The organism is uncultured Pontibacter sp. (genome assembly GCF_947502515.1).
In the GTDB taxonomy this organism is placed as follows: Bacteria; Bacteroidota; Bacteroidia; order Cytophagales; family Hymenobacteraceae; genus Pontibacter.
Window position 1 is genome coordinate 1 of record NZ_CANNAI010000003.1, and the last position, 23,503, is coordinate 23,503.

Sequence of the window (23,503 nt, forward strand, 5' to 3'; positions counted from 1 at the left end):
CTCGCCTGTAAGGGACTTGCACCCTCTGGAATAATATGATACCTTTAGTATCAGGTGCCCATACTGGGCGCACACCATTGATAATCCCAGTAAACTCAAAGCTGAAATTAATATAAGAAACTGCGATGCTAAAATTTCTTTGTAGAATAAAACCAAATATGTAAATATCAAAATAGGGTATAATGCAAGGACTGCGTATTCGTGAATGCCAAAATAAGTTGGAAAAACTGTTTCGTGCAGCATGAATTGATCATCAATCATTAAAAACAAGGAAATCATACCAGCAAATTGTAAGAATTTAGCCTGATTTTTCATTTGCAACCTGCGTAGTATGATTGATGTAAAAATACCGATCGCTGCGCTTGCACACCAAAGGAACATACCTATAGTAGAAATAGCTCCATAATAAAATTTACCTCCATTTAAAACTGCTACATCCCGAGTAAAATAATAAGCCGGTATATTGCTTCTCTGTGCACCAATCAATAACATTATTATTATTGAGAAAGCATAAATAAATATTGCCGTTTTGTTAACTTTTAAATTAAGAGGCGGAAGACTAGCTAAAATTGACTTAAACATTTTAATGTTATTTTTTTGTTAACAAATTATTATCTCAAAGTTAACAAAAAATCTAAATGTCATATCTTTTATCGATCATTTCTAATTAACTCATTTACTTCAATTTCTTCCAGCACAATCTCCGATACCTTTTCCATTTTACTCGCTTCGAAGGCGCGGTCGTAGTTTTCGAGTGGGGTATCCTCTTTTAAGGTGTAGTTGTTATAATCCTGGAAGCGGATGCCGCCGACGGTGCTGGGGTTGATGGCTTCGCGGAAGCGGGTGCCACCGTCGTTTTCCTGGAAAGAGTAGGCCAGGTAGTCCATTGTGTGGCGCTGTTGGTGGAACCAGTAGATGTAGACATCCTGGTAGCCTTCGCCGCCGCCTTCCTGTGCAAAGGTCACCCGCACTTTGTGGTAAGGTTCTCCTTGGATTGTCGCTTCGCCCAAATATTCTTTGCGTACCGCCTCGTCATTCAGCGCATAAGGCAGGAGCGCAAAGTAAATCACAGAATTAACGGATGCAGTATAAGCTTTCTGTTTTTCTTCTGGCAGCTCCACCTCCACATCGTTGACGGTTCGGGTAAAGCCACTGTTGCGCCACACATCCCGCACCTGCTGCCCCGTGGAATCAGTAAAAGTACGGCTATACACAAAAGCTCCGCCATCTCGCAAAGCCCTATACTGTCGGTCCCTAAACTCAAAACTGATCGCACTCTTGAAATACCGACCCCCGCCATGTGCGGCGATTGCCTGGTCTACGATCTGCTGCGCATCCGGCTGTTTTTCAGTTTGACAGGAGGTGATGGTGATTAGAAATAGAAATACAAAGGTATAGAGAGCTTTGTGCATCATAATTTGTCGGGTCTTAGATGCAGGCAAGGTAATCATTTTTCAAGTCTCTCTGTAGGGACAGGTTGCAACCTGTCCGAATCGTTCAAGAGTATTAACTTGATATAGATACTGCCTACCTACATTTTGTCATTTCGACCAAAGGGAGAAATCTGAGGTATTGTTCAAGTTCTAATCAGATTCAGATCTCTCCTATCGTCGAGATGACAAAAGTAAAAACAAAAAAGCCCTCCCCTATTTTTAGGGGAGGGCTTGGGTGGGGTTCACCTGTGTAAGATAATTACTTCTTAGCCGTAATATCCAGGCTCACCGTAAAGTTATCGTCGATTACTTTGTCGCCCAGGTCATCGAAGAAGCTTTTTGAACCGTAACGTACATCGTATTTCGCGCGGTCTACGATCACATCAGCTTTGGCAGTTGCTGTGCCATTTTCCACGTTGATAGTAGCCGGGAAGCTTACTGGGTTTGTTTTGCCTTTGATAGTCAGGTCGCCTTCTACGTTGTAGTTTGGCTGACCGGCAGCTGCGCTTGCAATCGGGCTGATACGGTTAATCTTGAAGTTAGCAGTCGGGTGCTGGTCTACTCCGAAGAAATCGTCTGACTTCAAGTGACCAACCAGGTCGCTGTTGTACTTAGCATCCTCGATGTCAGTGTTTGTGATCGAAGCCATGTCGATGGTAAACTCACCACCTACTACCTGCTCGTCGGCTACTACCAACTCACCACCTTGCAGGTTGATGTTACCGGAGTGCTCACCACCTACTTTTTTGCCATTCCAGGTCAGTTCGCTGGCAGCTGGATCCACAGCATACGCTTCGCCTTCGGCTGCCTCAACAGCTTCAGTAGTAACGGCAGTAGTGTTTTCAGTTGCAGTATTGCTGTCAGTGCAGGCAGTAAAAAAAAGCGCTGCGGCCATGGAAGCAAGGATTGCTGTCTTTTTCATGTGATTCTAATTTAGATAATAATAGTTTTCTGAATTTGAGCTACAAATTTAATGTATATACATTTATTGTACAAACATAGTTCAGTAAAATTTTTAAGTTGTTGATTGTTTATTGTTAAATGATAGTAAGAACCTGTAGGGGCAGGTCGTGACCCAATGCCGTCAACTTAAACTCTTTTTGTCCTTTCGAACAAAGTGATAAATCTGAAATATTGTAAAAACTCCAAATTAACCCAGATCTCTCATTGCATTCGAGATGACAGGTTAGGCACAGCGTTTCTTAAGTTGACGACATTGGGTCGCGACCTATCCGGATCGTGTACTGGTAAATTGTCAGAATCAATATTTGCAGGATTAAAGAGGGTCCCTCCCCAGCGGATTAACAGGATTCTCAATATCGATTGTTTTAAAGATCAATCCTGAAAATCTTAAAATCCTGTAAATCCTGATTCAGACAATAAAAAAAGCTCTCCCCTTTCACAGGAGAGAGCTTTACTAAATATTGAGGTTTTATCTATTAGCTATTCGTCTGCTTCGCCTTCACGTTAAAACTTACAGTAAACTCATCATAGATCGCTTTGTCGCCCAGATTCTCGAAGAAGTTGCTGGAGCGGTAGCGGATGTCGAATTTGGTACGGTCAACGGTTACGTCGGCTTTGGCAGTGGCTACGCCGTCTTTCACGGTGATGGTGGCAGGGAAACTTACCGGGTTGGTGATGCCTTTGATGGTCAGGTTACCTTTCACATTGTAATTTGGCTGTCCGACGGCAGCTTTTGCGATCGGAGTAGTCTCGGTGATCACGAAAGTAGCGCTTGGGTGCTTGTCTACACCAAAAAAGTCGTCTGACTTGAGGTGACCTACCAACTTGCCGTTCATGCCAGCATCTTTGATGTCTTCCACTGTGAGCGAGCTCATGTCAATCTCGAAGGTGCCACCTGTCACGCGGTTCTTGTCCACCTGCAACTGACCGCTCTTCAGGGAAATAGCACCATAATGCTCTCCGGTTACTTTTTTAGCGTTCCACTTCACTTCGCTGGCATTGGTCTCAACAGTGTAAGTACGGCTCTTGGCAGGAGCGGTCACTTCTGTTGCACTCAGTTCGGTGTGGGTTGTACCTGTGAAGGCAGATAGCATCAGTGCAGCTGCGAATGATACCAGAATAGCGGTCTTTTTCATGGTGTGAATTATTGATTTTTAAGCGGTTGGATAGTTTATTTTTGAAATGGTTTAATAGCCTTAACTCTTTTCTCTCACTTTGTCCAGCAGCTTGCTCAGTTGCAGGGCTTCTTCGTCTGACAGGTTGGTGATACCTGTTCCCTTCCCTCCTTCCAATTCGTCCATCTGTTTGAGCAGGTTCAGCCCTTTGTCGGTGATCAGCACATCTACGGTGCGACGATCATTGGGACACTGCTGGCGGGTCACCAGTTCTTTGGCAACCAGCTTATCCACGATGCGGGAAGCATTGGAAGTCTTGTCGAGCATACGCTCAATCAGCATGCTAACGGTAGCGGGCTTTGGGTATTGCCCACGCAGGATACGCAAAATATTATACTGTGGCAAACTTACTCCAAATGGCTTAAACTGCGCACTTTGCTGCTGCTCTAACCAGCCGGCGGTATACACCAGGTTAATGTAAGCCTTTTGGTGCGGGCTCCTGAATACTGGTTGCTTAATCTCTTCTTCTATCTTCATGTTGTGTTGTTTCGTGTCTGGTTGTTAGCAGTAATCTTCCTTTCCTGTTGGGAGGGATAGCTGCATCCGGCAATTGTGATAATCCTGCAATTTCGAGGGGTAGGGGGCCTCTTTAAAATCCTTTAAATCCTTGGGGCATGAACCCTATATAAAGATCCAGATAAATTGCCCTCGCAAATATATGTACATACATTTAATACACCAACATAGTTCAGATTTATACTCAAATATCTCCTGCCTTCACATCAGGAAAACAGGGCTGTACTAATAAAGTAATAGCGAAGCTATACAAAGGCTTGATTATAAAAATATTTATTATAATTATTACAGTTTAAAGATAAGCAAAAACCTGATCCTCTAACCTTATACCTCTCACTATTATGAAAAAAGCATTTAAAATTATTGGCATGCTGGTGGTAGCACTGGCTGTCGTTGTGGCGGCGGGGGTGGTATACCTGCGCTATACCTTCCCGAAGGTAGATGCGGCTCCGGTCATCACCATTGAAAAAACACCGGCATTGGTGGAGCGGGGTGAATACCTGGCCAATCACGTAGCGGTATGCATCGATTGCCATTCGACCCGCGATTTCTCCCGCTTCTCCGGGCCTATTGTGGAGGGCACCTATGGCAAAGGCGGTGATGTGTTTGACCACACCATGGGCTTCCCCGGCACCTTTTATGCCCGCAACATTACACCAGACAAAGAAACAGGTATAGGTAACTGGACTGACGGCGAGATATACCGCGCCATCACAACCGGGGTCAGCCGCAACGGAGATCCGCTCTTTCCGGTGATGCCTTATAAGTCCTATGCCAGCATGAGCACCAATGATGTGTATGCTATCATTTCGTATATCCGCACCCTTGATCCTATCAAACACAAGGTACCGAAAGGTGATCCGGACTTCCCGATGAATTTGATTCTGCGCACCATCCCCTCTGGCAGCCCTACTCCTACCGATGAGCGCACTTTAACGAGCGAAGTGCTGCGTGGCAAGTACCTGCTATCCATCGCCGCCTGTGCCGATTGCCATACCCCCCAGGAAAAAGGGGCTCCTATTGAAGGTAAGTACCTGGCTGGTGGGTTTGAGTTTAATTTTCCAAATGGAGCCGTGCTGCGCTCTGTCAACATCACGCCGGATAAACAGACAGGTATAGGCAGCTGGACTGAAGATGCCTTTGTGCAACGCTTTAAGAACTATGAAGCACCGGAAGCCACTGCCGCAAAACTAGAGCCCGACGCTTTCAACACGATTATGCCTTGGGCCATGTATGCCGGTATGAAAGAAGAAGACTTGCGCGCTATTTATAAATATCTGATGTCTGTTGAGCCAAACAGCAACAAAGTAGAGCGCTATACCCCACCAGGGGCTGTTGCCAAAAAGTAAGTTCTGCTAGAAAATATGCGCGTTTGCTATCCTGTTTTAGAAAATAGGATGGCAAACGTGCGTTCGTATGGTTATATTTGAGGTATAGCCAAACGCAAAACACGATAAGCATGACCTATACTACTTATATAGACTCTCCTCTCGGATCGCTCCGGATCAGCGGTACAAACCAAGGTATAACAGAAGTGCGGTTTTGCGAGGCTGAAGAAGTGTCAACAGTACAGACGACTGCTTTGCCTGCCTGTATTAGTGACTGCGTACAGCAGTTGGAAGAGTATTTTGCAGGCGAACGCCAGGATTTTGATTTGGTACTTGCGCCTGCGGGTACGACCTTCCAGAAACAGGTATGGCAGGAATTGCAAGGTATACCGCATGGCAAGACCACCAGTTACCTGGCTGTGTCAAGGGCTGTTTCGGGTGAGAAAGCCATACGTGCGGTGGGAGCTGCGAACGGCCGTAACCCAATCTGCATTGTGGTGCCCTGCCACCGGGTGATCGGCAGCGACGGAAGTCTGACCGGTTATGCAGGCGGTCTTTGGAGAAAAGAATGGTTGTTGCGACACGAAGGTGCTTTGCGAACAGCTACACAAACCTCGCTCTTTTAAAAATTCTAATATTAACCAAAATACTGCAACCCACTTGCATGTATATAGTATAAAGTAAAAGCACCCTATGTTAAGGTGCTTTTACCTGCTATTACGTATGCAATTGTCTTATCAGAAAGCGAAACCACACCTGCTTGAAGCCCAATTGGGCACGCGTGTGCTTGCTTTTTGCCTGGACTCGCTCTTCCTAGTTTCCATTATCGGTCTGATCGAGTACTTTACCTTCAGCAGTGACGAGGAGGCGCTGCTTTTTAAATCAGAGCGGCTGCTTCACATGCTGTTGGGCTGGCTATACTTTGCTGGCACCGAAAGTGCTGCCTGGCAGGGCTCTATCGGGAAACATCTGCTGGGGCTCCGCGTCGTAGGGCACAGCGGCGAGCGCATTTCGTTCCGACGCGCCAGTCTCCGCTATCTGCTCAAGCCGATCAGCATATTTGTGCTGCTTATGCAGGCTTTGACAGGGACTTCGGTTGCTTCCTACTCCCGCCTGTTTCACGACCGCATCTGCAAAACTAGGGTGTTGTCCTAACGTCTAAGCTCCAAATTCAATAACCTCTACACTAGCTGTGTTGTCCGGCCGAACAGTCAGCTTGAACAGGTAGCGATACTGATTGTCCTGAATCTCCTCAAAAGGCTTTTGCGCACCGAATGCCTCTAAGATCGGCAGAAGCGTATTAGAGTGTCCGGCCACCACAACCGTCTGGCCACGATGCTCCTGTAAGATACGCTCCTTCAGGCCTTCGAAATCATGTCCTTCATACTGCACCACCTCAATATTGCGTTCCTGTGCCAGTGGATAAAGCGTCTGACCGGTGCGCATGTACTTCGTGGCGTACAAGGCATCTACCTCCTGCCCTTCCATTAAAGCACGCAAGGCCTCAGCACGCGCATGCCCCGCCTCTGTCAGCTCCGGATCTTCGTTAGAGGCTTCGGTGGTATCCTTCTCCGCATGGCGCACCAGGTATATAGTCGTCACTTCAGTAGCGGTCTCAATTTCCTCGATCTGCTGATCAGAAGTAGCGGAGCCAGAGTTGCAGGCACTGAACATGCCCAGGAATAAAAGTAAGAGGCTGAGTTGGAAGATGTTTTTCATGAGTTGAGATTTAAGGTTATTGTCTGAATCAGGATTTACAGGATTTTTACAGCTGCCGGGTCAAACCACCCCTACCCCTCCTTATCCAAGGAGGGGAGTTTTATTTACTGAAGCAAGCACTTATTTCATGTAGCACAGCATCTAAGCTCTCAAAAACTTCTTTGTTCTCAAAGCGAAGCACCCTAATATTTAGCTGTCTTAGGTATTGGTCTCGTTCCTGGTCAGCTTCTGTCGCTGCTGCACTATAATGCACCTGTCCGTCAAGTTCTATGGCCAATTGCTCTGATGGGCAGTAAAAATCAAGAATATAATTACCCACGCTGTGCTGCCTCCTGAATTTCCTTCCTTCCAAACCTCCTGCCTTAAGGTATTTCCACAACTCAGCTTCTGCAGGAGTCAAATTACTCCTGAGAACCTGTCTGTTATCCTTTAAGTACCTACGATTATGCGTTACCAATTTTTTAGACCAATTTCAAAGTTTACTAAATGCAAGAAAAGATTAGTTAGTAGTTAAAAAGCTCCCCTCCTTGGATAAGGAGGGGTAGGGGTGGTTGGACCCGGTATTGGTGATAATCTTGCCAATCTTCTAAATCCAGACAATCCTCCCTACAACTTATACCCCAGCTCTATACCTGCAGCCAACAGACGTTCGGCCTGGTTGCTTTTGCCTTGCTGGTGCAGGAGGCGGACCAGGCTTTGGCGGGCTTCGTAGAGGTACGGGTTTTCGCGCAGGGCGGCTTCGTAGGCTTTTTGGGCACGTTTTGGCTCTTCTTCTGCTTCCCATACTTTGCCGGAGGCAAACAGAAAATCGGCCAGCTCGGCAGGGGTGTGCTGCACGGGTTGTTTCTTAAGTTCTTCCTGCGCCTTGTGGGTATCCCCCAAGCCGGCGTAAACCCGGGCTAATAGAGTAGCTTCGCTTCGGGCACGCACCTTTCCGCTGCTGATAGGCTCCAACAACTGTTGCGCGGCTGCTTTGTCACCGAGCTGCAATTGCCAGGCGGCCATACGCACCATGTAACCTGGGCGGGGAGTACCTGCTGCTGCCAGTATACGTTGCGCTTCTGCCAAAGTCACAATGGCCTCGCTATACTTACCCTGTGTGGCCAGCACTTCGGCATACTGCTGACGTAGTTCGTAATGCTGTGGCTTGCGAGCTACCAGTGACGCTAAGGTACGCTCCGCCTCGAGCGATGGGGCGGCCGTACCACGCAACCAACTGGTATAGGCCTGTGCCTCGTCACGACGGTCGCGCAGATAGGTCGAGATGGTCGGAGCTTCCTGCACGTAGCGTTCCCCGACTGCAATAGCCTCTGGAAGTCTTCCGTAAGCAGCATACATTTCCCGGAAAGCCTGGTTGATGCGGGCGCGGGTAAGCAGATCATCTTCCAGTAGCAGGGCCTGGTCATAACGTGATTGCTGCTCCTGCACGGCACGGCGGGCTGTTAACTTACCGGCTCTGCGGCGGGCCTCTAACAAATCAGCCTCAGCGGTATAGATCGGCGCATAATCTTTATTCACTTGTTGGGCACGCTCCAGCCATTGCTGCGCCTCATCGAAGGCCAACTGTCGTTGCTTCAGCCCGGCATAGGCCAGTAAGGCAGGTTGGTAGTTGGCGTCCCAGGTAAGAGCAGAGTCGAGCAGCGCAGCGGCTTTCGGGAAATTGTGTGTTCTAGTTTCGCGCTCCGCCAGGTTCAGGTATACCTGTGCCCAGTTGCTGGCCATAGCCTGTTTGTCGCCAGCCAGGTAGGCTTCCTGCCGCTTCACCAGTTTATCCAGGAAGGTATAGAGTTCCGGATCCTTCGCTTTCAGGTCGCTGGTGGTGTTGATGGACTTGTGATTGAGCGGGTGCACTTTTACAGGCTCAAAATAGGCTGGATAGGTCTGGGCCAGGTATTCGTGCTCGTTGTTGGCTGAATAGTAGTCGAGGGTACGGCCTTCCTTCATCGCATTATGGTAGAGGCGACGTACTGCCCGGTTTTCGGCATCGGTGAAAACCCGACCATGAAACAGGTGCACATACTCATGCAGCACCACGTTACGCTCCAGGTAAGCACCCCGAATCACATACTCGATGGCGGCTGCTCCGCTCCCCACTCCCCGAATATCCATCCACTGGCGGTTGTCGAAGGTGGTGGCCTGTCGGAAGTAAGGCGAATTCATGGCAATGGCCAGGTCAATGTGCAGGGGCGGGATCACGAACTTCTCCCCTTGCCGGGACAGAAATGGGAAGTATACGGTACTGGCATAGAGTTGCGACCAGACCATTTTCTGCACGGTCTCTCCCGGGTAATACGTCACATCCGGGAACACACGGGCGAAGTTGGCCGGATCAGCGATCTTTGTTTGCTGAATGAGCTGCGTGAGGGAATCATAGGCCGCCAGGTATACGAGCTGCTTTTGCTTGATGACCGCTGCCAGCGCATTGTGCGCCGGTCCGTAGTGCTGTTTGGTGCGAAGTATACGTTGGAAGATCACCTCCGCCGAGTCGAGTCGTGGCTGGCGCGGCAGGTCAAAAGCCATGTAGTAGGCAGAGCCCCGCAGCATGTCGGGCAGTACAGAGGTCGGATACGCTTGCTGCACCTTGCGGATCTCTTTCAGTGCCTCCTGCAATTTATTTTGGGAGATCAACTGGTCAGCCGGTTGCAGGGCTTTGCGCACGGCTTCATCTTCCGGCTGGGCATAGTCAGCATAGGTGAGGTTGGTATGGCCATTCCCCCAGTGCCAGTGCGTGACATAATGCAGGGGGTTGAGTGTCAGCGCTAACTCCCACTGTGCGGCCATGGCGTTGAGCTGAGTGGCATCCACCCGACGCCAGATGGCATAGCCGTAATTGAAACGGGCATCGGCATCAAAAGGGTTTAGGGTTAAGCTCCTGACAAGTGGCTTCTCAGCCTCCTCGGGTTTCTGGTCCCAGAACAGCACATCTGACTCCAGTAGGTAGGCGGCGGCATTATTGGGATTCCAGCGTTGTACTTTCACTGCCTGGGCCAGGGCCTCGTTGTAGCGCTTCTGCAGCATCAGAACACGCCCTGTAATTAAAGTAGCCTCCTCGTCTTTCGGGTCAGCACGCAGTAGACGCTGGGCTGTAGCCATGGCGGCTGGGAGTTCCCAGGCTTGTATCTGCAGTTTGCTTTGCAGCAGCAGTGCTTCCCGGTTGGCAGGCTCTTGTTTCAGCACCTCTCCTACCAGCGCTTCAGCGGCGTGGTACTTGTGTTGCAGCATAGCAAGCCGGGCTTTTGCCAGCCTCACGTCACGAGATGTAGCTGCTTTTTGCAGCAGTGCCTCTGCCTCCTGCCACATCCCCAGCGCCAGCATGCGGTCGGCTCTGCCTGCCAGTGACCTGGCCTTATCCTGTCGCAACTCCTGTCGTTCACGCTCCAACCGGGCTTTAACTTCGGCTACCTGGTCCGGGTGCTGGGCAAAGGCAGCAGGTATAGCCACAAAAAAGAAGGTATAGCAAAGGCAGGCAACAAGCAGGCGGGACATAGTTTCTGTTTAGAGAGGCGATTGACAGCCCTAAAATACGCTACCTGATCCTGAAGACAAAGGGATTTGTTGAATTGTTAAATGTTCTGAATCAGGATTTACAGGATTTTATAATTTTCAGGATTCATCTTCTGAATAATCAATATTGTAAATCCTTGAATCCTGTAAATCTTTGGGGTAGAGGCCCTATGTAAAGATTCAGACAAAAATTTGGTGCACGATTCGGATTGAAAATCTGTAAGGTGACTGCTCGGGGGCTGATCATGGATAAAGCTGACACTAATCTTCGAAGGTCAAACCAAATCTATTTCACTTTCAAACAGTATAATATCAAGACGCAATTTGATTATTGAATATAAAATAAATGGGTTACCAGGCTACAAGCGTACCCTCTACTCCGACTACGGCATTGGCCCTAAGCGTACCTTATAGTGCCCTTTATTTACTGCTCCTTTTATTTTACATCCCCGCGCTGTTCGTGCCGCTTATGGACAATGACTCTGCCCATCATGCCAACATTGCGCTCAAGATGTACCTCGACGGAAATTATACCCACCTGATAGACCAGGGACAACCTTACCTGGACAAGCCCCATCTGTTATTCTGGACCTCAGCCCTTTCATACCATGTCTTTGGCGTAAATGCTTTTGCCTACAAGTTCCCCTCCTTCCTGTTCACCATACTGGGCACCTATGCGACCTACCGCCTGGGTTGTCTGCTTTACAATAAAGAAGTTGGCAAACTGGCTGGCCTGATCGTCGCCACAGCTTTTGCTTATGTGCTATCCACGAACGATGTCCGGATGGATGCTATGCTAACGGGCTCCGCAATCTTTGCGATCTGGCAACTGTGTGCTTACATAGCGCACAAAAGGATCCTTCACCTTGTGCTGGCAGCATTGGGACTGGCTTTGGCCTTTGCTACCAAAGGCTGGGTGGGAGCCGTCGTGCCAGCCATCGCCATTTTGCTGCACCTGCTTTACCAGCGCAACTGGCGCATGCTTTTCCATGGCAGGTGGCTGCTCTTAATACTCCTGTTTTTCGTCTTTATTTCTCCGGTGCTCTATGCTTACTATGTGCAGTTTGATCTGCACCCTGCCCTGGAAGTGCGCGGCAAAACAAATATATCTGGGGTGAGATTTATTCTCTGGGATCAGAATTTTGAGCGGATGCAGGGAGAGAGTTTTTCGACCAGGAAAAGAGACGTTACCTTCTTTCTGCACACTTTTCTATGGGCCTTCCTGCCCTGGAGTCTGCTGGGTGTCTATGCTATAATTGCCCGGGCCAGGATTTTTATAACCACCAAGTTCCGCTATCAGCGTGCGCTAGAGTTCATGACATGGGGAGCTCCGGTATTCTTTATCATGCTCTTTTCCTTGTCTAAGTTCAAGCTGCCGCATTACCTCAATATTCTGTTCCCGCTTATCGCGCTACTGCTCGCCAGCCACCTTTACAATAGCCAAAACGCACCCAAACAAACTAAAATTTATTGGTATACGCAGCTGTTTGTACTCACTGGCATGGCATTGCTCGGCCTGGCCCTCAACCTCTGGGTCTTTCCATTTCAATCGGTATGGGTAATGCTGCTGGCAGGTCTGCTACTGCTCGTGTGGCTCAGCACCCTATTCCTGAACCTGGAGAAAAGCAGAAGAACCATCTACTGGTCTGTTACAGGAGCTGTTTTCTTTTTTTTCATGCACCATACCAATTTTTACCCGCAGTTGCTCAACTACCAGGCAGGTACCACACTGGCCAAGCTCTCAAAGGAGAAAAACATCACCCCTGAGCAGGTATTTATCTACCAGATGGACAGGAGCTTTTCATACGACTTCAACACGGCTTACCTGCACGAGACCATTACGCTCGACCGTATCAAAACCTTGATGCAGGCGAATAAAAACCGCTGGATTGTAACTGACGAGGAGGGCCTGGGCAGTCTTCAAAAAAGCGGGATTCCGTTTCAGCAACAGTTCCGGGCGCAGGACTACCACGTTTCCAAAGTGAAGTGGAAGTTCCTCCACCTTGGCACGAGGCAGGAAGCGCTTTCCTATATGTATCTCATTCAATTGTAAATCCCTGGCACCATGAAAGAGCTATCAGTCGTTATCCCTGTCTTGAATGAGCGCGAGAACATCAAGCCGCTGCTGGAATCGATCCGGCATGCACTGCACGACATCGATTACGAAGCCATATTTGTAGATGATGGTTCGCAGGATGGCACTCCCGGGGAAATAAGGAAATGGGCGGACCAAAACACCCGCCTGGTCGAGCTGCGCAAAAACTATGGGCAGTCCACCGCCATCACCGCAGGTATAGATCATACCACAGGAAACTACATTGCCCTGCTTGATGGCGATCTGCAAAACGACCCTTCTGACATCCCCTGCATGCTCCAAAAAATGCGGGAGGAAGATTGGGATGTGGTAGCCGGCAACCGAAAAAACAGGCAGGACGATGTGCTGCTGCGCAAAATTCCCTCAAAAATAGCCAACAACCTGATACGCCACATGACGGGAGTACACATCAAAGACTACGGCTGTACCCTCAAAGTATTTAAGCGGGAAATAGCACAGGAACTTGACATCTATGGCGAACTGCACCGTTTTATACCTGTATTGGCCAAAATGCAGGGCGCCAACATTGCACAGGTTGACGTGAAGCACCATCCCCGAAAATTTGGCCGGTCGAAGTATGGTATAGGCCGCACCATCAACGTCATGGCCGATCTGGTCACCATGGTTTTCTTTCGCAAATACATACAGCGCCCCATGCACCTCTTTGGCACGATGGGTTTTATTTCGCTTGGCCTGGGTTTTCTGGTGAACTTCTACCTGCTGATTCTTAAGCTGCTGGGGCAGGATATCTGGGGGAAACCCCTGCTTATTCTGGGGCTGATGCTTGTTCTGGGAGGTATACAGCTTATCACAATTGGTATTCTGGCCGAAATATGCGTGCGCATTTACTTTAAGAGCAACAACAGCAAAACCTATCATGTCAGGCGGATTTTTGATCCTTCAAAAGAGCCCTTGCAGGTGGTGGCAGAGAAACTGGCAAGCTGATGGATAAGCGGGCGATGTGGCATACCATCAAGACTCCCCTCAAAATACTGGTGACAGGTATATTGTTATACCTAGTTTTCAGGAAAATAGACATCGGCCAGGTGCAGGAGCTATACCGGCAAAGCAACCCGCCTTACTTCTTGCTGGCCCTGCTGGCCTTGGTTAGCTCCCAGGTGGTTTCATCCTCGCGGCTCCGCATTTTTTTTAAAGCAAAGGGCCTTGCGCTTCCTTTTCTGTATAACCTCAAACTGTACTTCCTGGGCATGTTTTACAACCTTTTCCTGCCAGGAGGGATTGGCGGAGACGCCTACAAGATCTACCTGCTCCGGGCGAGATTTCAAAAACCAGCCAGAAAGCTATTGAGTGCTATTTTTCTTGATCGGCTAAGTGGGTTCTGGGCAATGACAGGTATAGCTACCCTGCTTTTCACCCAGATAGCCGAGATCAAACTACCTGCTCTTATACCTGTTTCTCTGTATGCAATTGGGTCTGTGGTATACTTTGTACTGCTCGGGCGATTTTTCGACATCAGCCCCCGCATAGCTGTTATAAGTCACACAAAAGCATTGGTGGTGCAATTGCTGCAAGTCCTGTGCATTGTACTGATTCTTTGGGCGCTGAACACAGAGCAGCCTTTTACAGCCTACTTGTTTACTTTTCTGGTTTCTTCGCTGGTATCCCTGTTTCCTTTTACGGTAGGAGGTTTGGGGGCCCGGGAGTACGTCTTTGTGCAGGCTGCCAATCTGCTTCCAATGGAAAAGTACATTGCCCTGACCATCAGCTTATCGTTTTACCTGATCTCGGTCACGGTGGCACTGACAGGTCTTTACATCGCCTTCCGATCCAAAGAATTTGCGCTCACGCCTGAAGAAAGTGAGGAGATAAAGCAGGAGGAGCCAATAGCTCACACACAAGCGTCCCGAGAGGTATAAAAACAAAAAAGCCGGCTTTGCAGCCGGCTTTTTAACATTTTGGATTAGTGCGCACGGGGAGAGTCGAACTCCCACGCCCGAAGGCACAGGCTTCTGAGACCTGCACGTCTACCAATTCCGCCACGTGCGCGCTTGGTAGTAATCAAAATGTGTTTCCCAAAACCCTTTAACCCTTGTTGATTGGGATTGCAAAGGTATAACAGAAATTATTATCTGCAATAGTCCACCCGAAAAAAAATTGCTTTCACTAAAAATCACTCTTCCTCCACCACCGGGGCAATCTCTTTGCGGGTATACTTCTCGATGCGGCGCAGCAGCCAGATGCCAATGATAACCCACAGAATACCAGCAGCAAAACCTGCTACGACATCGGTTGCATAATGCACGCGCAGGTAGATGCGGCTGAATCCGATGAGTAAAATAAAAATCACGAGCAGGGCCACTAAAAAATTTCGAAGTGGCTTAGATTCCACGTGTCGCCAGGTCAGGTAGATGATCAAACTATAGAACGAGGCAGCGATCATGGAGTGTCCGCTCGGAAAGCTCAGGCCCGAAGCGTCGACCAGGGGCATGGCGGGCCGCTCCCTGTCGAAAAAGAACTTAAGCACCAGGTTGAGCGAGATACTGCCCAGCGCCACCACCGGCACTTTGAGCGAATACCACCTGTGCCGCCGCACAAACAGGAAATAAGCGATGAGTAGCAGCGCTGCAGCTGTCATGAAGTGGCGGGAGGCAAAAAAGGTGATGAACTCAATGAACTGGGTGAAGCCGGTGCTTTGCATATCGGCTGCAACGGCAAAGGCTGCCTCGTCAAACTTGATCGGACCGGCTGCCGAGGCCACCTCTGCACTGACATATAAAAAGACAATGACACAGGCCAGGAAAACGGCCATCACAAAGATCAGTTCGAGGGTAAACAAGGCAAAGCCTGCTGCCAGCTTCTTATAGAAGTTTCGTATCATGAATATCCGGGGGTCTTGGTTATAGCATAGGCTAAGTATACGCCTGCCCACTAATTACGTATGCGAAGCCATACAGGATAGATACGCAGCACATGAGCCAAACCACCAGACTATTCATCGCAGCTCCGCTCCCGGAAGATCTGAAAGAGTACCTCACCGGACAGGCTGACATGTATAAGCATGAAGCCATCCGCCTGGTTCCGATCGACAACCTGCACCTGACGCTTTACTTTATCGGCAACGTACCCGCCAGTCAGTTAAACACGATACAGGAGGTCACCGCACACATGGCACAGCAGTTTGCTCCTTTCACATTGCATCTGGAAGCGATAGAGCCCGGACCCAAGCCCCGCTCCCCACGCCTGATCTGGGCCCGGTTTAAAAGCCATGATGCCTTTGCCCAACTGAGCCGTAGCCTCACACAGGCGCTTTCTGCAGAACCACCCCTCAGCCGGGAACCCAAGCCGCATGTCACGCTGGCCCGCTTTCGCAAAGATCAGCCAGTCCCCCACCACCTGGAACCCTTCCACCCGCATCAACCTGTCACCCTGCAAGTTCATGAGATAGCGGTCTGGCATTCCGAGTTAGGATCGCCACATCCCCGCTACAGCATTGTGCAACGCTACCCGCTGACAGGTAACCACTCGGAGGGCAAAGCAGTATGAGAAACACCCCTTATATGAACACGAATATACCTTATGAATCAAACTGAGCTTACCGAACTGACCATGATGCTGAAAGACAATGGCCTGACCATTGCCTTTGCAGAGAGCTGCACAGCTGGCATGCTATCTTCTGAACTGGTAAAAGCCAAAGGCAGCAGCGATGTGCTGATTGGCAGCCTGGTGGTATACAATGTCGAAGCCAAGAAAAAACTGCTGGGCGTGAAACAGGATACCCTGGATCTCTACACGGCCGAGTCTCAGCAGGTAACCAACGAGATGGTGATGGGCCTTAAGAAAGCGCTGAACGCCGACATCAGTGTCGCTACCACAGGACTAGCCGGCGAGGGAGGCTCTGAAACTTCTGAAAAGCCGGTGGGTACTATCTTCGTGTCTTTTCTATATGATGGCAAGGCAGAGGAATTCAGAGAAGTCTTCAAAGGCAACAGCCAGAGTCTGCTCAAGCAGTTCACCGAGTATGTGCTCGAGAAGCTCAAAGGGATTGTCGAAGAGCATTATGACCGGTAATAGCTTAACTTTGTTGGGTGAGCAACACCAACTTCAACAGCATCGCCCCGGTTTATGACGGCCTTTCGCGCTTAGTGTTTGGCAATGCCTTGAGGCGGGCGCAGGTAGCACACCTGTCGCTTATACCTGCAAAAGCGAAGGTACTGCTAATTGGGGGCGGTTCTGGCTGGCTACTGGAACAGCTGCTCAGGTATAGTCCATTGGTGAAGGTTACTTACCTGGAGGCCTCAGAGAAAATGCTGGAGATGACCCGGAGGCGCATTGGGCAGAGAACTCCTGCTGCTCTTCCAAACATCACTTTCCGGCTCGGCACAGAAGACAACCTGCAGCATGGCGAGACCTATGACGTCATCCTTACCCCTTTCCTGCTCGATCTCTTTCCGGATGAACGGCTGGTATACCTGATGGACCGGCTGTGTAATGCGCTGCACCCGCAGGGACTGTGGCTATTCAGCGATTTCTGGCCTACGCAAGTGCCGGCTCCTGCCTGGCAGCGACTGTTATTAAGGAGCATGTATACCTTCTTCGGGAAAGTGAGCCAGGTAAGCGCTACCCGCCTACCTGATTTTGATCGCCATTTCGCCAGACTGTCCCTGCAGGAATTAGAAGCAACTGCATTTTACGACGGATTGGTGCAGGCCAAGGTCTACCGCAAGGTATAGCGGCTTTGCGCGACAGCTATAAAATCCCTACTTTTATTTTCGAACCAAACACTCCCTTATGTCCACGAGACTTTTTGGCGCCCTGTGTGCTGCCTTGTCGCTGACGCTCACGCCGCTGCTGGCACAGGAGCAGCAAGTGCGCTACCACCTCTCCTTCCCGAACGCCGTGCACCACGAGGCACAGATCAGCGTGACGTTTACAGGTATAAAAAGCGACACCCTGCAGGTGCTCATGCCGCGCAGTTCGCCGGGCCGATACGCTTTGCACGAGTTTGCCAAAAACGTATACAGCGTCAAAGCCACCGACAGCAAAGGACAGGAATTGCGTGTCAACCGCTTTAGTCCGCACGAGTGGCATGTAAGCGGTCACCAGGGAGAGGTCACCCTGAGCTATACCTTGTTTGGCGACCACGCCGATGGCACTTATACTGGTATCGACGAGACACATGCGCACCTGAATATGCCCGCTACGCTTATGTATGCTCGCGGCTTTGAGCAGGCACCAGCTCGTGTAACTTTCCGCACACCGCAGGGCCGTAACTGGAAAATAGCCACGCAGTTGCAGCCTCTGAACGACTCTACTTTCCAGGCACCAAACTTTCAGTACCTGATGGACAGCCCGACGGAGTTGAGTGACTTTGCCTTTGCGGAATGGCAGGTACAGGAAGGCGGCAAAAGCAAGACCATACAAGTGGCCATGCACCACCAGGGTCCTCAAACGGCATTCGACAACTATGTGGCGAGCACCAAAAAGATCGTGGCGGAGCAGCAGGCTGTTTTCGGGAAGTTGCCCGATTTCGACTTTGGCCGCTATACCTTCATTGCCTGCTACATGCCGCAGGCGATGGGCGATGGCATGGAACACCGCAACTCCACCATCCTGACCAGTTCAAGGCCGCTGCTTACCTCCATAAATCCGCTGCTCAACACGGTTTCTCATGAGTTTTTCCATGCCTGGAATGTGGAGCGCCTGCGCCCTGCCAGTCTGGAGCCTTTTGATTTTCAGGAAGCCAACATGTCGGAGGCCCTGTGGCTGGCCGAGGGCTTTACCACCTACTACGGCGACCTGACCATGCGACGCGCGGGCATCTTCGATCTGAAAAAGTATAGCAGCGACCTGGCAGGCGACCTGAACTATGTGCTGCTCTCACCGGGCCGCCACTACCACAGCCTGGTGGAGATGAGCCTGCAGGCCCCTTTCGTGGATGCCGCCCGCTCCGTGGACCCGCATAACCGTCACAACACCTTCATTTCCTACTATACCTATGGCAGTGTGCTGGGCCTGGGACTGGACCTGACCCTGCGTCGCGACTTCAACACTACCCTGGATACCTACATGCAGGCGCTCTGGCAGAAATACGGTAGTCCGGAGAAGCCCTATACCTTGCGCGACCTGGAGCAGACGCTGGCCGAAGTGACAAAAGATACCGCCTGGGCCGCTGATTTTTTCAAACGTCAGGTATACGGCAGCGAATTGCCGGACTACGCTGAGCTCCTGGCCGAGGCTGGTCTGCAATTGCGGAAAGCCAACCCGGGAAGAGCTAGCATGGGACCTGCCACACTGGAATACAGCAAGGATGGGGCGAAACTGCTGACCGGCACCACGGTTACTTCACCGCTTTACAAAGCCGGCATAAACCGTGGCGATGTGATCCTGACCTTGGACGGGAAGAAAGTAACCAGCGCCAAGGAAATGGAAAAGATCATGAAACGTTTGAAGCCAGCCCACAGCGTGCCGGTCACCTTTTTGAGCAATGGAACAACCCAGAATGCAACACTTATTATGGTAGAGGCCCCTACGCTGGAGGTTGTACCTTTTGAAGCGGCTGGCAAAGAGTTAACGCCTGCCATGCAAACTTTCCGGGAAGCCTGGCTCAGTACCAAAGCAAAATAGGTATGCAAGGTATAGACTTTAAAGTCCTGCTGCTCTATGGGCTGATTGTGCTGCTCACTTCCTACGCCTTCGTCGCGCTGGGTTACATCTATGATATGCCGCTGGCTGAGCTATACCTGGAAAAAGACAACTTACAAGCCTTTGAGGAAAGCGCCTCCAGGTATGGCGTGAGCAATGTCCGCATCGACAGATTCAAGCTGGTGCTACAGGGAGCTCCCTATGCCGGGGCACTGTTTGGTGTGGTGCTTTCCTTTATCGCCATCAGGCGCAAGAAACTGGGTTTGCAGCATGCAGGACTTATTTTGGTCATCGCCATCGTTTTTGCCCTGGCCGGTTTGTTAGACAACGGGATGATAAAGGGCATCCTTTTTGCTCCCGGCAGACTGGTTTCTAATTCGGTTGCAACCATCTATACCTTGAACTACCTGATTCTGCTGGGTTCCAGCTTCTGGCTGGCCTTTTCGGGCAGGCTTATACCTAAGAAAGACCAGAAGTAAGTCTTCTGATAAAAGCAATTGAGCAGGTAAACAGGTTTCTTGGTGCAGGGCTCAGACAGCAGGTATAGCCACTGACAACAAAAGACTTAGGACATCGTTTGGAAATAGACACAGGTTTGTTTCAGAAGCATTTGTACCTTAACTTAGTACCACATTCAACAGCGATTTTTCACGTGAAAATATTTTTGAGTACCATACTGACCTGCAGCCTGCTTTTTGCAGGTAGCGTCCAGGCACAGACAGGCCAGAAAGCCAGTCTGGAAGCCGCGCCGGCCCCTACCCTGCAGGAAAAACCAGCCCTGGTTTCTGAAGAGGAGCGGCCGACGAAATTTGAGATGCCTGCAAAGCGCCTCAGTTATAGTTTGGCCGCTGGCGCCAGCTTTGGCAGCGGTTTTGGCGCCACATACCTCGAGCCGACCGTTCGCTATCAGCTTAATCCGCGCCTGCGTGTGTTCAGCAGCCTGACTTATATGTCGGTGATGCCGGGACAGTACAGCGTGCCTACTACAGACGGAGGCACCACTTTGATGCGCACCAGTCCAAGCAACCATTACATTGCCCATGTGGGTGCCGATTACCTGGTAAACGACCGCCTGATGCTAAGTGGCAGCGTCTGGAAAGACTTTTCGAATGTTCCGGCCCAGAACCCGGCATACATGAACTTTATGACACTGGGCCGTCAGGGGATGGACTTCCGGGCAACCTATAAAATTACGGAGCACTTTTCTGTGACGGGCGCCATGCGCTACTCCAATGGTGCTTCTCCTTTCTATGGTCCTTTCCAGCACCCGGTATCTGTGGGGAGAGGTGGCGGATTCTGGTAACAGCTTCCTGCATAGCCTAAGAAAATCAAGAGCGCCTTTTCTGAATGGAGAAGGTGCTTTTTTATGCCTGCTGACGTATTTTAATTAATTTTCCGCACACGTTTCAACTTTCGGGTGCGTTATCGTGTTTATAATCCCTGAAAACAAGCTTATTCAGATTTTGAGGCAGAAGAACGAAACAGTAAGACATCTGAAAAACGACAAACTTGACGTGGTGAAGCCAGATTTCCGCGGCAATAAGACCATTAACGGACAGTTTGTGAACGGCGGCGAGCTCTATACTCCTAAACTGAGCAAAGTGCTGCGCTGGAAAACTTCCCGTAATCCGCAGCGGGAAGAGAAAAAAGCCGACAATTATATTCCACCCATCGTCTATGGCACCGACTTCATCAACTCCACAGAAGATATGGTAGTCTGGCTGGGGCATGCTACCTTCCTTATCCGGATAAACGGACTGACCATGATCACAGATCCTGTATTCTATGACCTGCCCATGATCAAGCGCCGCATCGGACTGCCCTGTGCGCCGGAGCAACTGACAGGTATAGACCTGGTGCTGTTCTCGCACGGCCACCGCGACCACCTCGACGAGCGATCCATTAAAACCCTGTACCGCCAAAACCCTGACCTAAAGGCGCTGCTGCCGCTGCGGGCAGGTGATTTGCTGCGCAGCGCAGAGCCGCACATGCCCTACCAGGAAGCAGGTTGGTATCAAAAGTTCGACCTTACCCCGCAAGGTATAGAGATTTACTTTCTGCCAGCCTCGCACTGGCATCGACGTGGCATGTTTGACATGAACAAGGTGCTTTGGGGAAGCTTCCTGATCAAGACGCCTACCATGCAACTCTACTTTGCTGGCGACACAGGCTATAACGGGCACTTTGAGGAAATAGAGGCGCTCTTTGGCCCGATGGATGTCTGCCTGATGCCGGTGGGTGCCTACCGTCCGAGTTTCCTGATGCAGAAGAGTCACCTGAATCCGCATGAAGCAGTGCGGGCCTATAATGTATTGCGGGGCGGCACGTTTATCCCGATGCACTACGGCACCTTCGACCTATCGGACGAGCCGGCCGGTGAACCGGTGCGACTACTTGAGCAGATAGCCGCGTCGGGCATGATGCAGGGCTTGCGTATACCTGCTATCGGGGAGCCGGTGCTGTTGCGCGAGCTGCTATAGCCCAAAAACCGGCGGGCAGTACTATATTTGCAGCTTCACGACGGCAACCCACATGTCTGCAACGCTTATCATCAGCCTCATCATTGGCTATTTCTGCATCCTGATCCTGATCTCTTTCCTGACGGGCAAGAGCACTGATTCCGACACCTTTTTTCTGGCCAACCGCAAATCGCCTTGGTATGTAGTGGCTTTCGGGATGATCGGGGCCACCCTTTCGGGGGTTACGTTCGTTTCGGTGCCGGGCATGGTACGCGACCTGCAGTTTACCTACATGCAACTCGTGCTGGGCTACCTGGCAGGCTATGTGGTCATTGCGACGGTGCTTCTGCCACTCTACTACCGTCTCAACTTAGTCTCCATCTATACCTACCTGGACCAGCGTTTTGGCTTCTGGTCTTACAAAACCGGGGCTGGCTTCTTTCTACTTTCGCGTACCTTGGGAGCCGCCATTCGCCTTTTTCTGGTAGCCAGTGTGCTGCAGCTAGCGGTATTTAATGAGATGGGCATTCCTTTCGCGGTGACGGTGGGCATCACCATTCTACTCATTTGGGCCTATACCTTCCGGGGCGGCATGAAAACCATCATCTGGACCGACACTTTCCAGACCACGGCCATGCTACTGGCAGTTGGAGTGAGCATTTGGGTAGTGTCGGATGAACTGAATATGGGTTTTCAGGGGATGGTTGACACGATTTCGGCCAGTGAATATGGCAAGGTCTTTAACTGGGAGTACAAGGATAACACCTATTTCCTGAAGCAGTTCTTCTCGGGCGCTTTTATCACGATCGTGATGACGGGCCTCGACCAGGATATGATGCAGAAGAACCTGAGCTGCAAAAACATTGGCGAAGCCCAAAAGAACATGTTTTGGTTCAGTGTGATATTGGTGGTCGTAAATGTGATGTTCCTGTCGCTGGGTGCTTTGCTATACCTGTACGCCTCTTCTAAAGGTATAGCGCTACCTGCACGAGGCGATGATGTGTTCCCTTTCCTAGCACTGAACCATTTCCCCGCTGTAGTCGGTATCGCCTTCATTCTGGGCATCATCGCCATCGCCTACGCCTCCGCTGACTCCGCCCTCACCTCGCTCACCACCTCATTCTGTGTAGACTTCCTCAACTTCAAAGAGCGCAGCGAGCACGAGCGTGTGCGACTGCGTTACATCGTGCACATTGGCTTTTCAGTTGTGATGATGCTGGTGATCCTAGCTGTAAATGAGATTAACAGCCAAAGCCTGATCTCAACCCTGCTGCAGGTGGCAGGCTATACCTACGGGCCACTGCTGGGCCTCTATACCTTCGGTCTCTATACCCGCCGCCAGGTACGTGACCGTTTTGTGCCGGCCATCTGCCTTGTAGCTCCCATGCTCACCTACATCATCAGCGCCAACTCCGCCGAGTGGTTCAACGGCTATACCTTCGGCTTTGAAGTGCTAATTTTGAACGGATTTTTGACCTTTGTGGGGTTGTGGGCTGTGTCAATAAAGATTACGAAACTAGAACTGGAAGAAACAAACCTGTAGGGACAGGTCGCGACCTGTCCTAATCGTGCACCGGTTAACATCCCCTTGCAGTTTATGTGAATCTTCAAACAAGATCTACCTTTGGCATACCGATCTTTCTGTTCCATTGCTCAGCCTATCGCGCGGACAGGTCGCGACCTGTCCCTACACCCCTTGGCTACACTT

23 protein-coding genes and 1 tRNA gene are annotated in these 23,503 nt (G+C 50.3%); 14 read left to right on the forward strand and 10 right to left on the reverse strand.

Annotated features, from left to right (window positions below):
* From Q1A54_RS09090 to Q1A54_RS09110, 5 genes are all read right to left on the reverse strand, one after another.
* Window positions 1-582, reverse strand: a 582-nt coding sequence (locus Q1A54_RS09090) for a hypothetical protein (protein ID WP_299986931.1), incomplete at its 3' end; no start/stop codon positions are given.
* Between the two features lie 68 nt (window positions 583-650).
* Window positions 651-1,415, reverse strand: a complete 765-nt coding sequence (locus Q1A54_RS09095; RefSeq protein ID WP_299986933.1) for a DUF6503 family protein — start codon at window positions 1,413-1,415, stop codon at window positions 651-653.
* Window positions 1,416-1,692: 277 nt separating this feature from the next.
* Window positions 1,693-2,355, reverse strand: a complete 663-nt coding sequence (locus tag Q1A54_RS09100; RefSeq protein WP_299986935.1) for a YceI family protein — start codon at window positions 2,353-2,355, stop codon at window positions 1,693-1,695.
* Between the two features lie 517 nt (window positions 2,356-2,872).
* The gene (locus Q1A54_RS09105; RefSeq protein ID WP_299986937.1) at window positions 2,873-3,532 is read right to left on the reverse strand and encodes a YceI family protein; all 660 of its coding nucleotides are present in this window, start codon (window positions 3,530-3,532) and stop codon (window positions 2,873-2,875) included.
* Between the two features lie 60 nt (window positions 3,533-3,592).
* On the reverse strand, window positions 3,593-4,048 hold the full coding sequence (locus Q1A54_RS09110; RefSeq protein ID WP_299986939.1) for a MarR family transcriptional regulator: 456 nt from the start codon (window positions 4,046-4,048) through the stop codon (window positions 3,593-3,595).
* Window positions 4,049-4,428: 380 nt separating this feature from the next.
* On the opposite strand from Q1A54_RS09110, the gene Q1A54_RS09115 reads away from it, so the two are divergent.
* The 3 genes from Q1A54_RS09115 to Q1A54_RS09125 all read left to right on the forward strand — a co-directional run bounded on the left by Q1A54_RS09115 (window position 4,429) and on the right by Q1A54_RS09125 (window position 6,570).
* Window positions 4,429-5,436: a c-type cytochrome gene (locus Q1A54_RS09115; protein ID WP_196118644.1), complete on the forward strand. Its 1,008-nt coding sequence runs from the start codon at window positions 4,429-4,431 to the stop codon at window positions 5,434-5,436.
* Window positions 5,437-5,546: 110 nt separating this feature from the next.
* The gene (locus Q1A54_RS09120) at window positions 5,547-6,041 is read left to right on the forward strand and encodes a methylated-DNA--[protein]-cysteine S-methyltransferase (RefSeq protein ID WP_299986941.1); all 495 of its coding nucleotides are present in this window, start codon (window positions 5,547-5,549) and stop codon (window positions 6,039-6,041) included.
* A gap of 97 nt (window positions 6,042-6,138) precedes the next feature.
* Entirely contained in the window at window positions 6,139-6,570 is a 432-nt protein-coding gene (locus tag Q1A54_RS09125) for an RDD family protein (RefSeq protein ID WP_299986943.1), read from the forward strand.
* A gap of 3 nt (window positions 6,571-6,573) precedes the next feature.
* Here the strand turns inward: Q1A54_RS09125 and Q1A54_RS09130 are convergent, their stop codons facing one another.
* From Q1A54_RS09130 to Q1A54_RS09140, 3 genes are all read right to left on the reverse strand, one after another.
* On the reverse strand, window positions 6,574-7,134 hold the full coding sequence (locus tag Q1A54_RS09130; RefSeq protein WP_299986945.1) for a phosphoglycerate mutase family protein: 561 nt from the start codon (window positions 7,132-7,134) through the stop codon (window positions 6,574-6,576).
* Between the two features lie 100 nt (window positions 7,135-7,234).
* Window positions 7,235-7,591 carry an endonuclease domain-containing protein gene (locus Q1A54_RS09135; RefSeq protein WP_299986947.1) on the reverse strand — a complete coding sequence of 119 codons (357 nt, stop codon included), beginning with the start codon at window positions 7,589-7,591 and terminating at the stop codon, window positions 7,235-7,237.
* Window positions 7,592-7,740: 149 nt separating this feature from the next.
* Window positions 7,741-10,620: a tetratricopeptide repeat protein gene (locus Q1A54_RS09140; RefSeq protein WP_299986949.1), complete on the reverse strand. Its 2,880-nt coding sequence runs from the start codon at window positions 10,618-10,620 to the stop codon at window positions 7,741-7,743.
* Window positions 10,621-11,107: 487 nt separating this feature from the next.
* Between Q1A54_RS09140 and Q1A54_RS09145 the strand changes: the two genes are divergently transcribed.
* From Q1A54_RS09145 to Q1A54_RS09155, 3 genes are read left to right on the forward strand one after another with little or no spacing between them, the layout of a single operon-like run.
* Window positions 11,108-12,691: a glycosyltransferase family 39 protein gene (locus tag Q1A54_RS09145; RefSeq protein WP_299986951.1), complete on the forward strand. Its 1,584-nt coding sequence runs from the start codon at window positions 11,108-11,110 to the stop codon at window positions 12,689-12,691.
* Between the two features lie 12 nt (window positions 12,692-12,703).
* Window positions 12,704-13,678 carry a glycosyltransferase family 2 protein gene (locus Q1A54_RS09150; protein WP_299986953.1) on the forward strand — a complete coding sequence of 325 codons (975 nt, stop codon included), beginning with the start codon at window positions 12,704-12,706 and terminating at the stop codon, window positions 13,676-13,678.
* Window positions 13,678-14,610, forward strand: coding sequence for a lysylphosphatidylglycerol synthase transmembrane domain-containing protein (locus Q1A54_RS09155; RefSeq protein ID WP_299986955.1), 933 nt, complete (start codon window positions 13,678-13,680; stop codon window positions 14,608-14,610). Before Q1A54_RS09150 ends, Q1A54_RS09155 begins: the two co-directional genes overlap by 1 nt.
* Window positions 14,611-14,658: 48 nt before the next feature.
* On the opposite strand, the gene Q1A54_RS09160 is transcribed toward Q1A54_RS09155, so the two are convergent.
* Window positions 14,659-14,740: transfer RNA gene (locus tag Q1A54_RS09160), tRNA-Leu, on the reverse strand.
* Window positions 14,741-14,864: 124 nt separating this feature from the next.
* The gene (locus Q1A54_RS09165) at window positions 14,865-15,572 is read right to left on the reverse strand and encodes a phosphatase PAP2 family protein (RefSeq protein WP_299986957.1); all 708 of its coding nucleotides are present in this window, start codon (window positions 15,570-15,572) and stop codon (window positions 14,865-14,867) included.
* 92 nt (window positions 15,573-15,664) lie between these two features.
* Between Q1A54_RS09165 and thpR the strand changes: the two genes are divergently transcribed.
* From thpR to Q1A54_RS09205, 8 genes are all read left to right on the forward strand, one after another.
* Window positions 15,665-16,237 (forward strand): RNA 2',3'-cyclic phosphodiesterase, encoded by a 573-nt coding sequence (gene thpR / locus Q1A54_RS09170; RefSeq protein WP_299986959.1) that lies wholly within the window; start codon window positions 15,665-15,667, stop codon window positions 16,235-16,237.
* A 33-nt stretch (window positions 16,238-16,270) separates the two neighbouring features.
* Window positions 16,271-16,762: a CinA family protein gene (locus Q1A54_RS09175; protein WP_299986961.1), complete on the forward strand. Its 492-nt coding sequence runs from the start codon at window positions 16,271-16,273 to the stop codon at window positions 16,760-16,762.
* A gap of 17 nt (window positions 16,763-16,779) precedes the next feature.
* Window positions 16,780-17,424: a class I SAM-dependent methyltransferase gene (locus Q1A54_RS09180; protein ID WP_299986963.1), complete on the forward strand. Its 645-nt coding sequence runs from the start codon at window positions 16,780-16,782 to the stop codon at window positions 17,422-17,424.
* Between the two features lie 58 nt (window positions 17,425-17,482).
* The gene (locus Q1A54_RS09185) at window positions 17,483-19,318 is read left to right on the forward strand and encodes a PDZ domain-containing protein (RefSeq protein ID WP_299986965.1); all 1,836 of its coding nucleotides are present in this window, start codon (window positions 17,483-17,485) and stop codon (window positions 19,316-19,318) included.
* Window positions 19,319-19,320: 2 nt separating this feature from the next.
* On the forward strand, window positions 19,321-19,815 hold the full coding sequence (locus Q1A54_RS09190; RefSeq protein ID WP_299986967.1) for a hypothetical protein: 495 nt from the start codon (window positions 19,321-19,323) through the stop codon (window positions 19,813-19,815).
* 173 nt (window positions 19,816-19,988) lie between these two features.
* On the forward strand, window positions 19,989-20,639 hold the full coding sequence (locus Q1A54_RS09195) for a hypothetical protein (RefSeq protein WP_299986969.1): 651 nt from the start codon (window positions 19,989-19,991) through the stop codon (window positions 20,637-20,639).
* 160 nt (window positions 20,640-20,799) lie between these two features.
* Window positions 20,800-21,816 (forward strand): MBL fold metallo-hydrolase, encoded by a 1,017-nt coding sequence (locus Q1A54_RS09200; RefSeq protein WP_299986971.1) that lies wholly within the window; start codon window positions 20,800-20,802, stop codon window positions 21,814-21,816.
* 52 nt (window positions 21,817-21,868) lie between these two features.
* Window positions 21,869-23,338: a sodium:solute symporter gene (locus Q1A54_RS09205; RefSeq protein WP_299986973.1), complete on the forward strand. Its 1,470-nt coding sequence runs from the start codon at window positions 21,869-21,871 to the stop codon at window positions 23,336-23,338.
* Window positions 23,339-23,503: the final 165 nt, after the last annotated feature.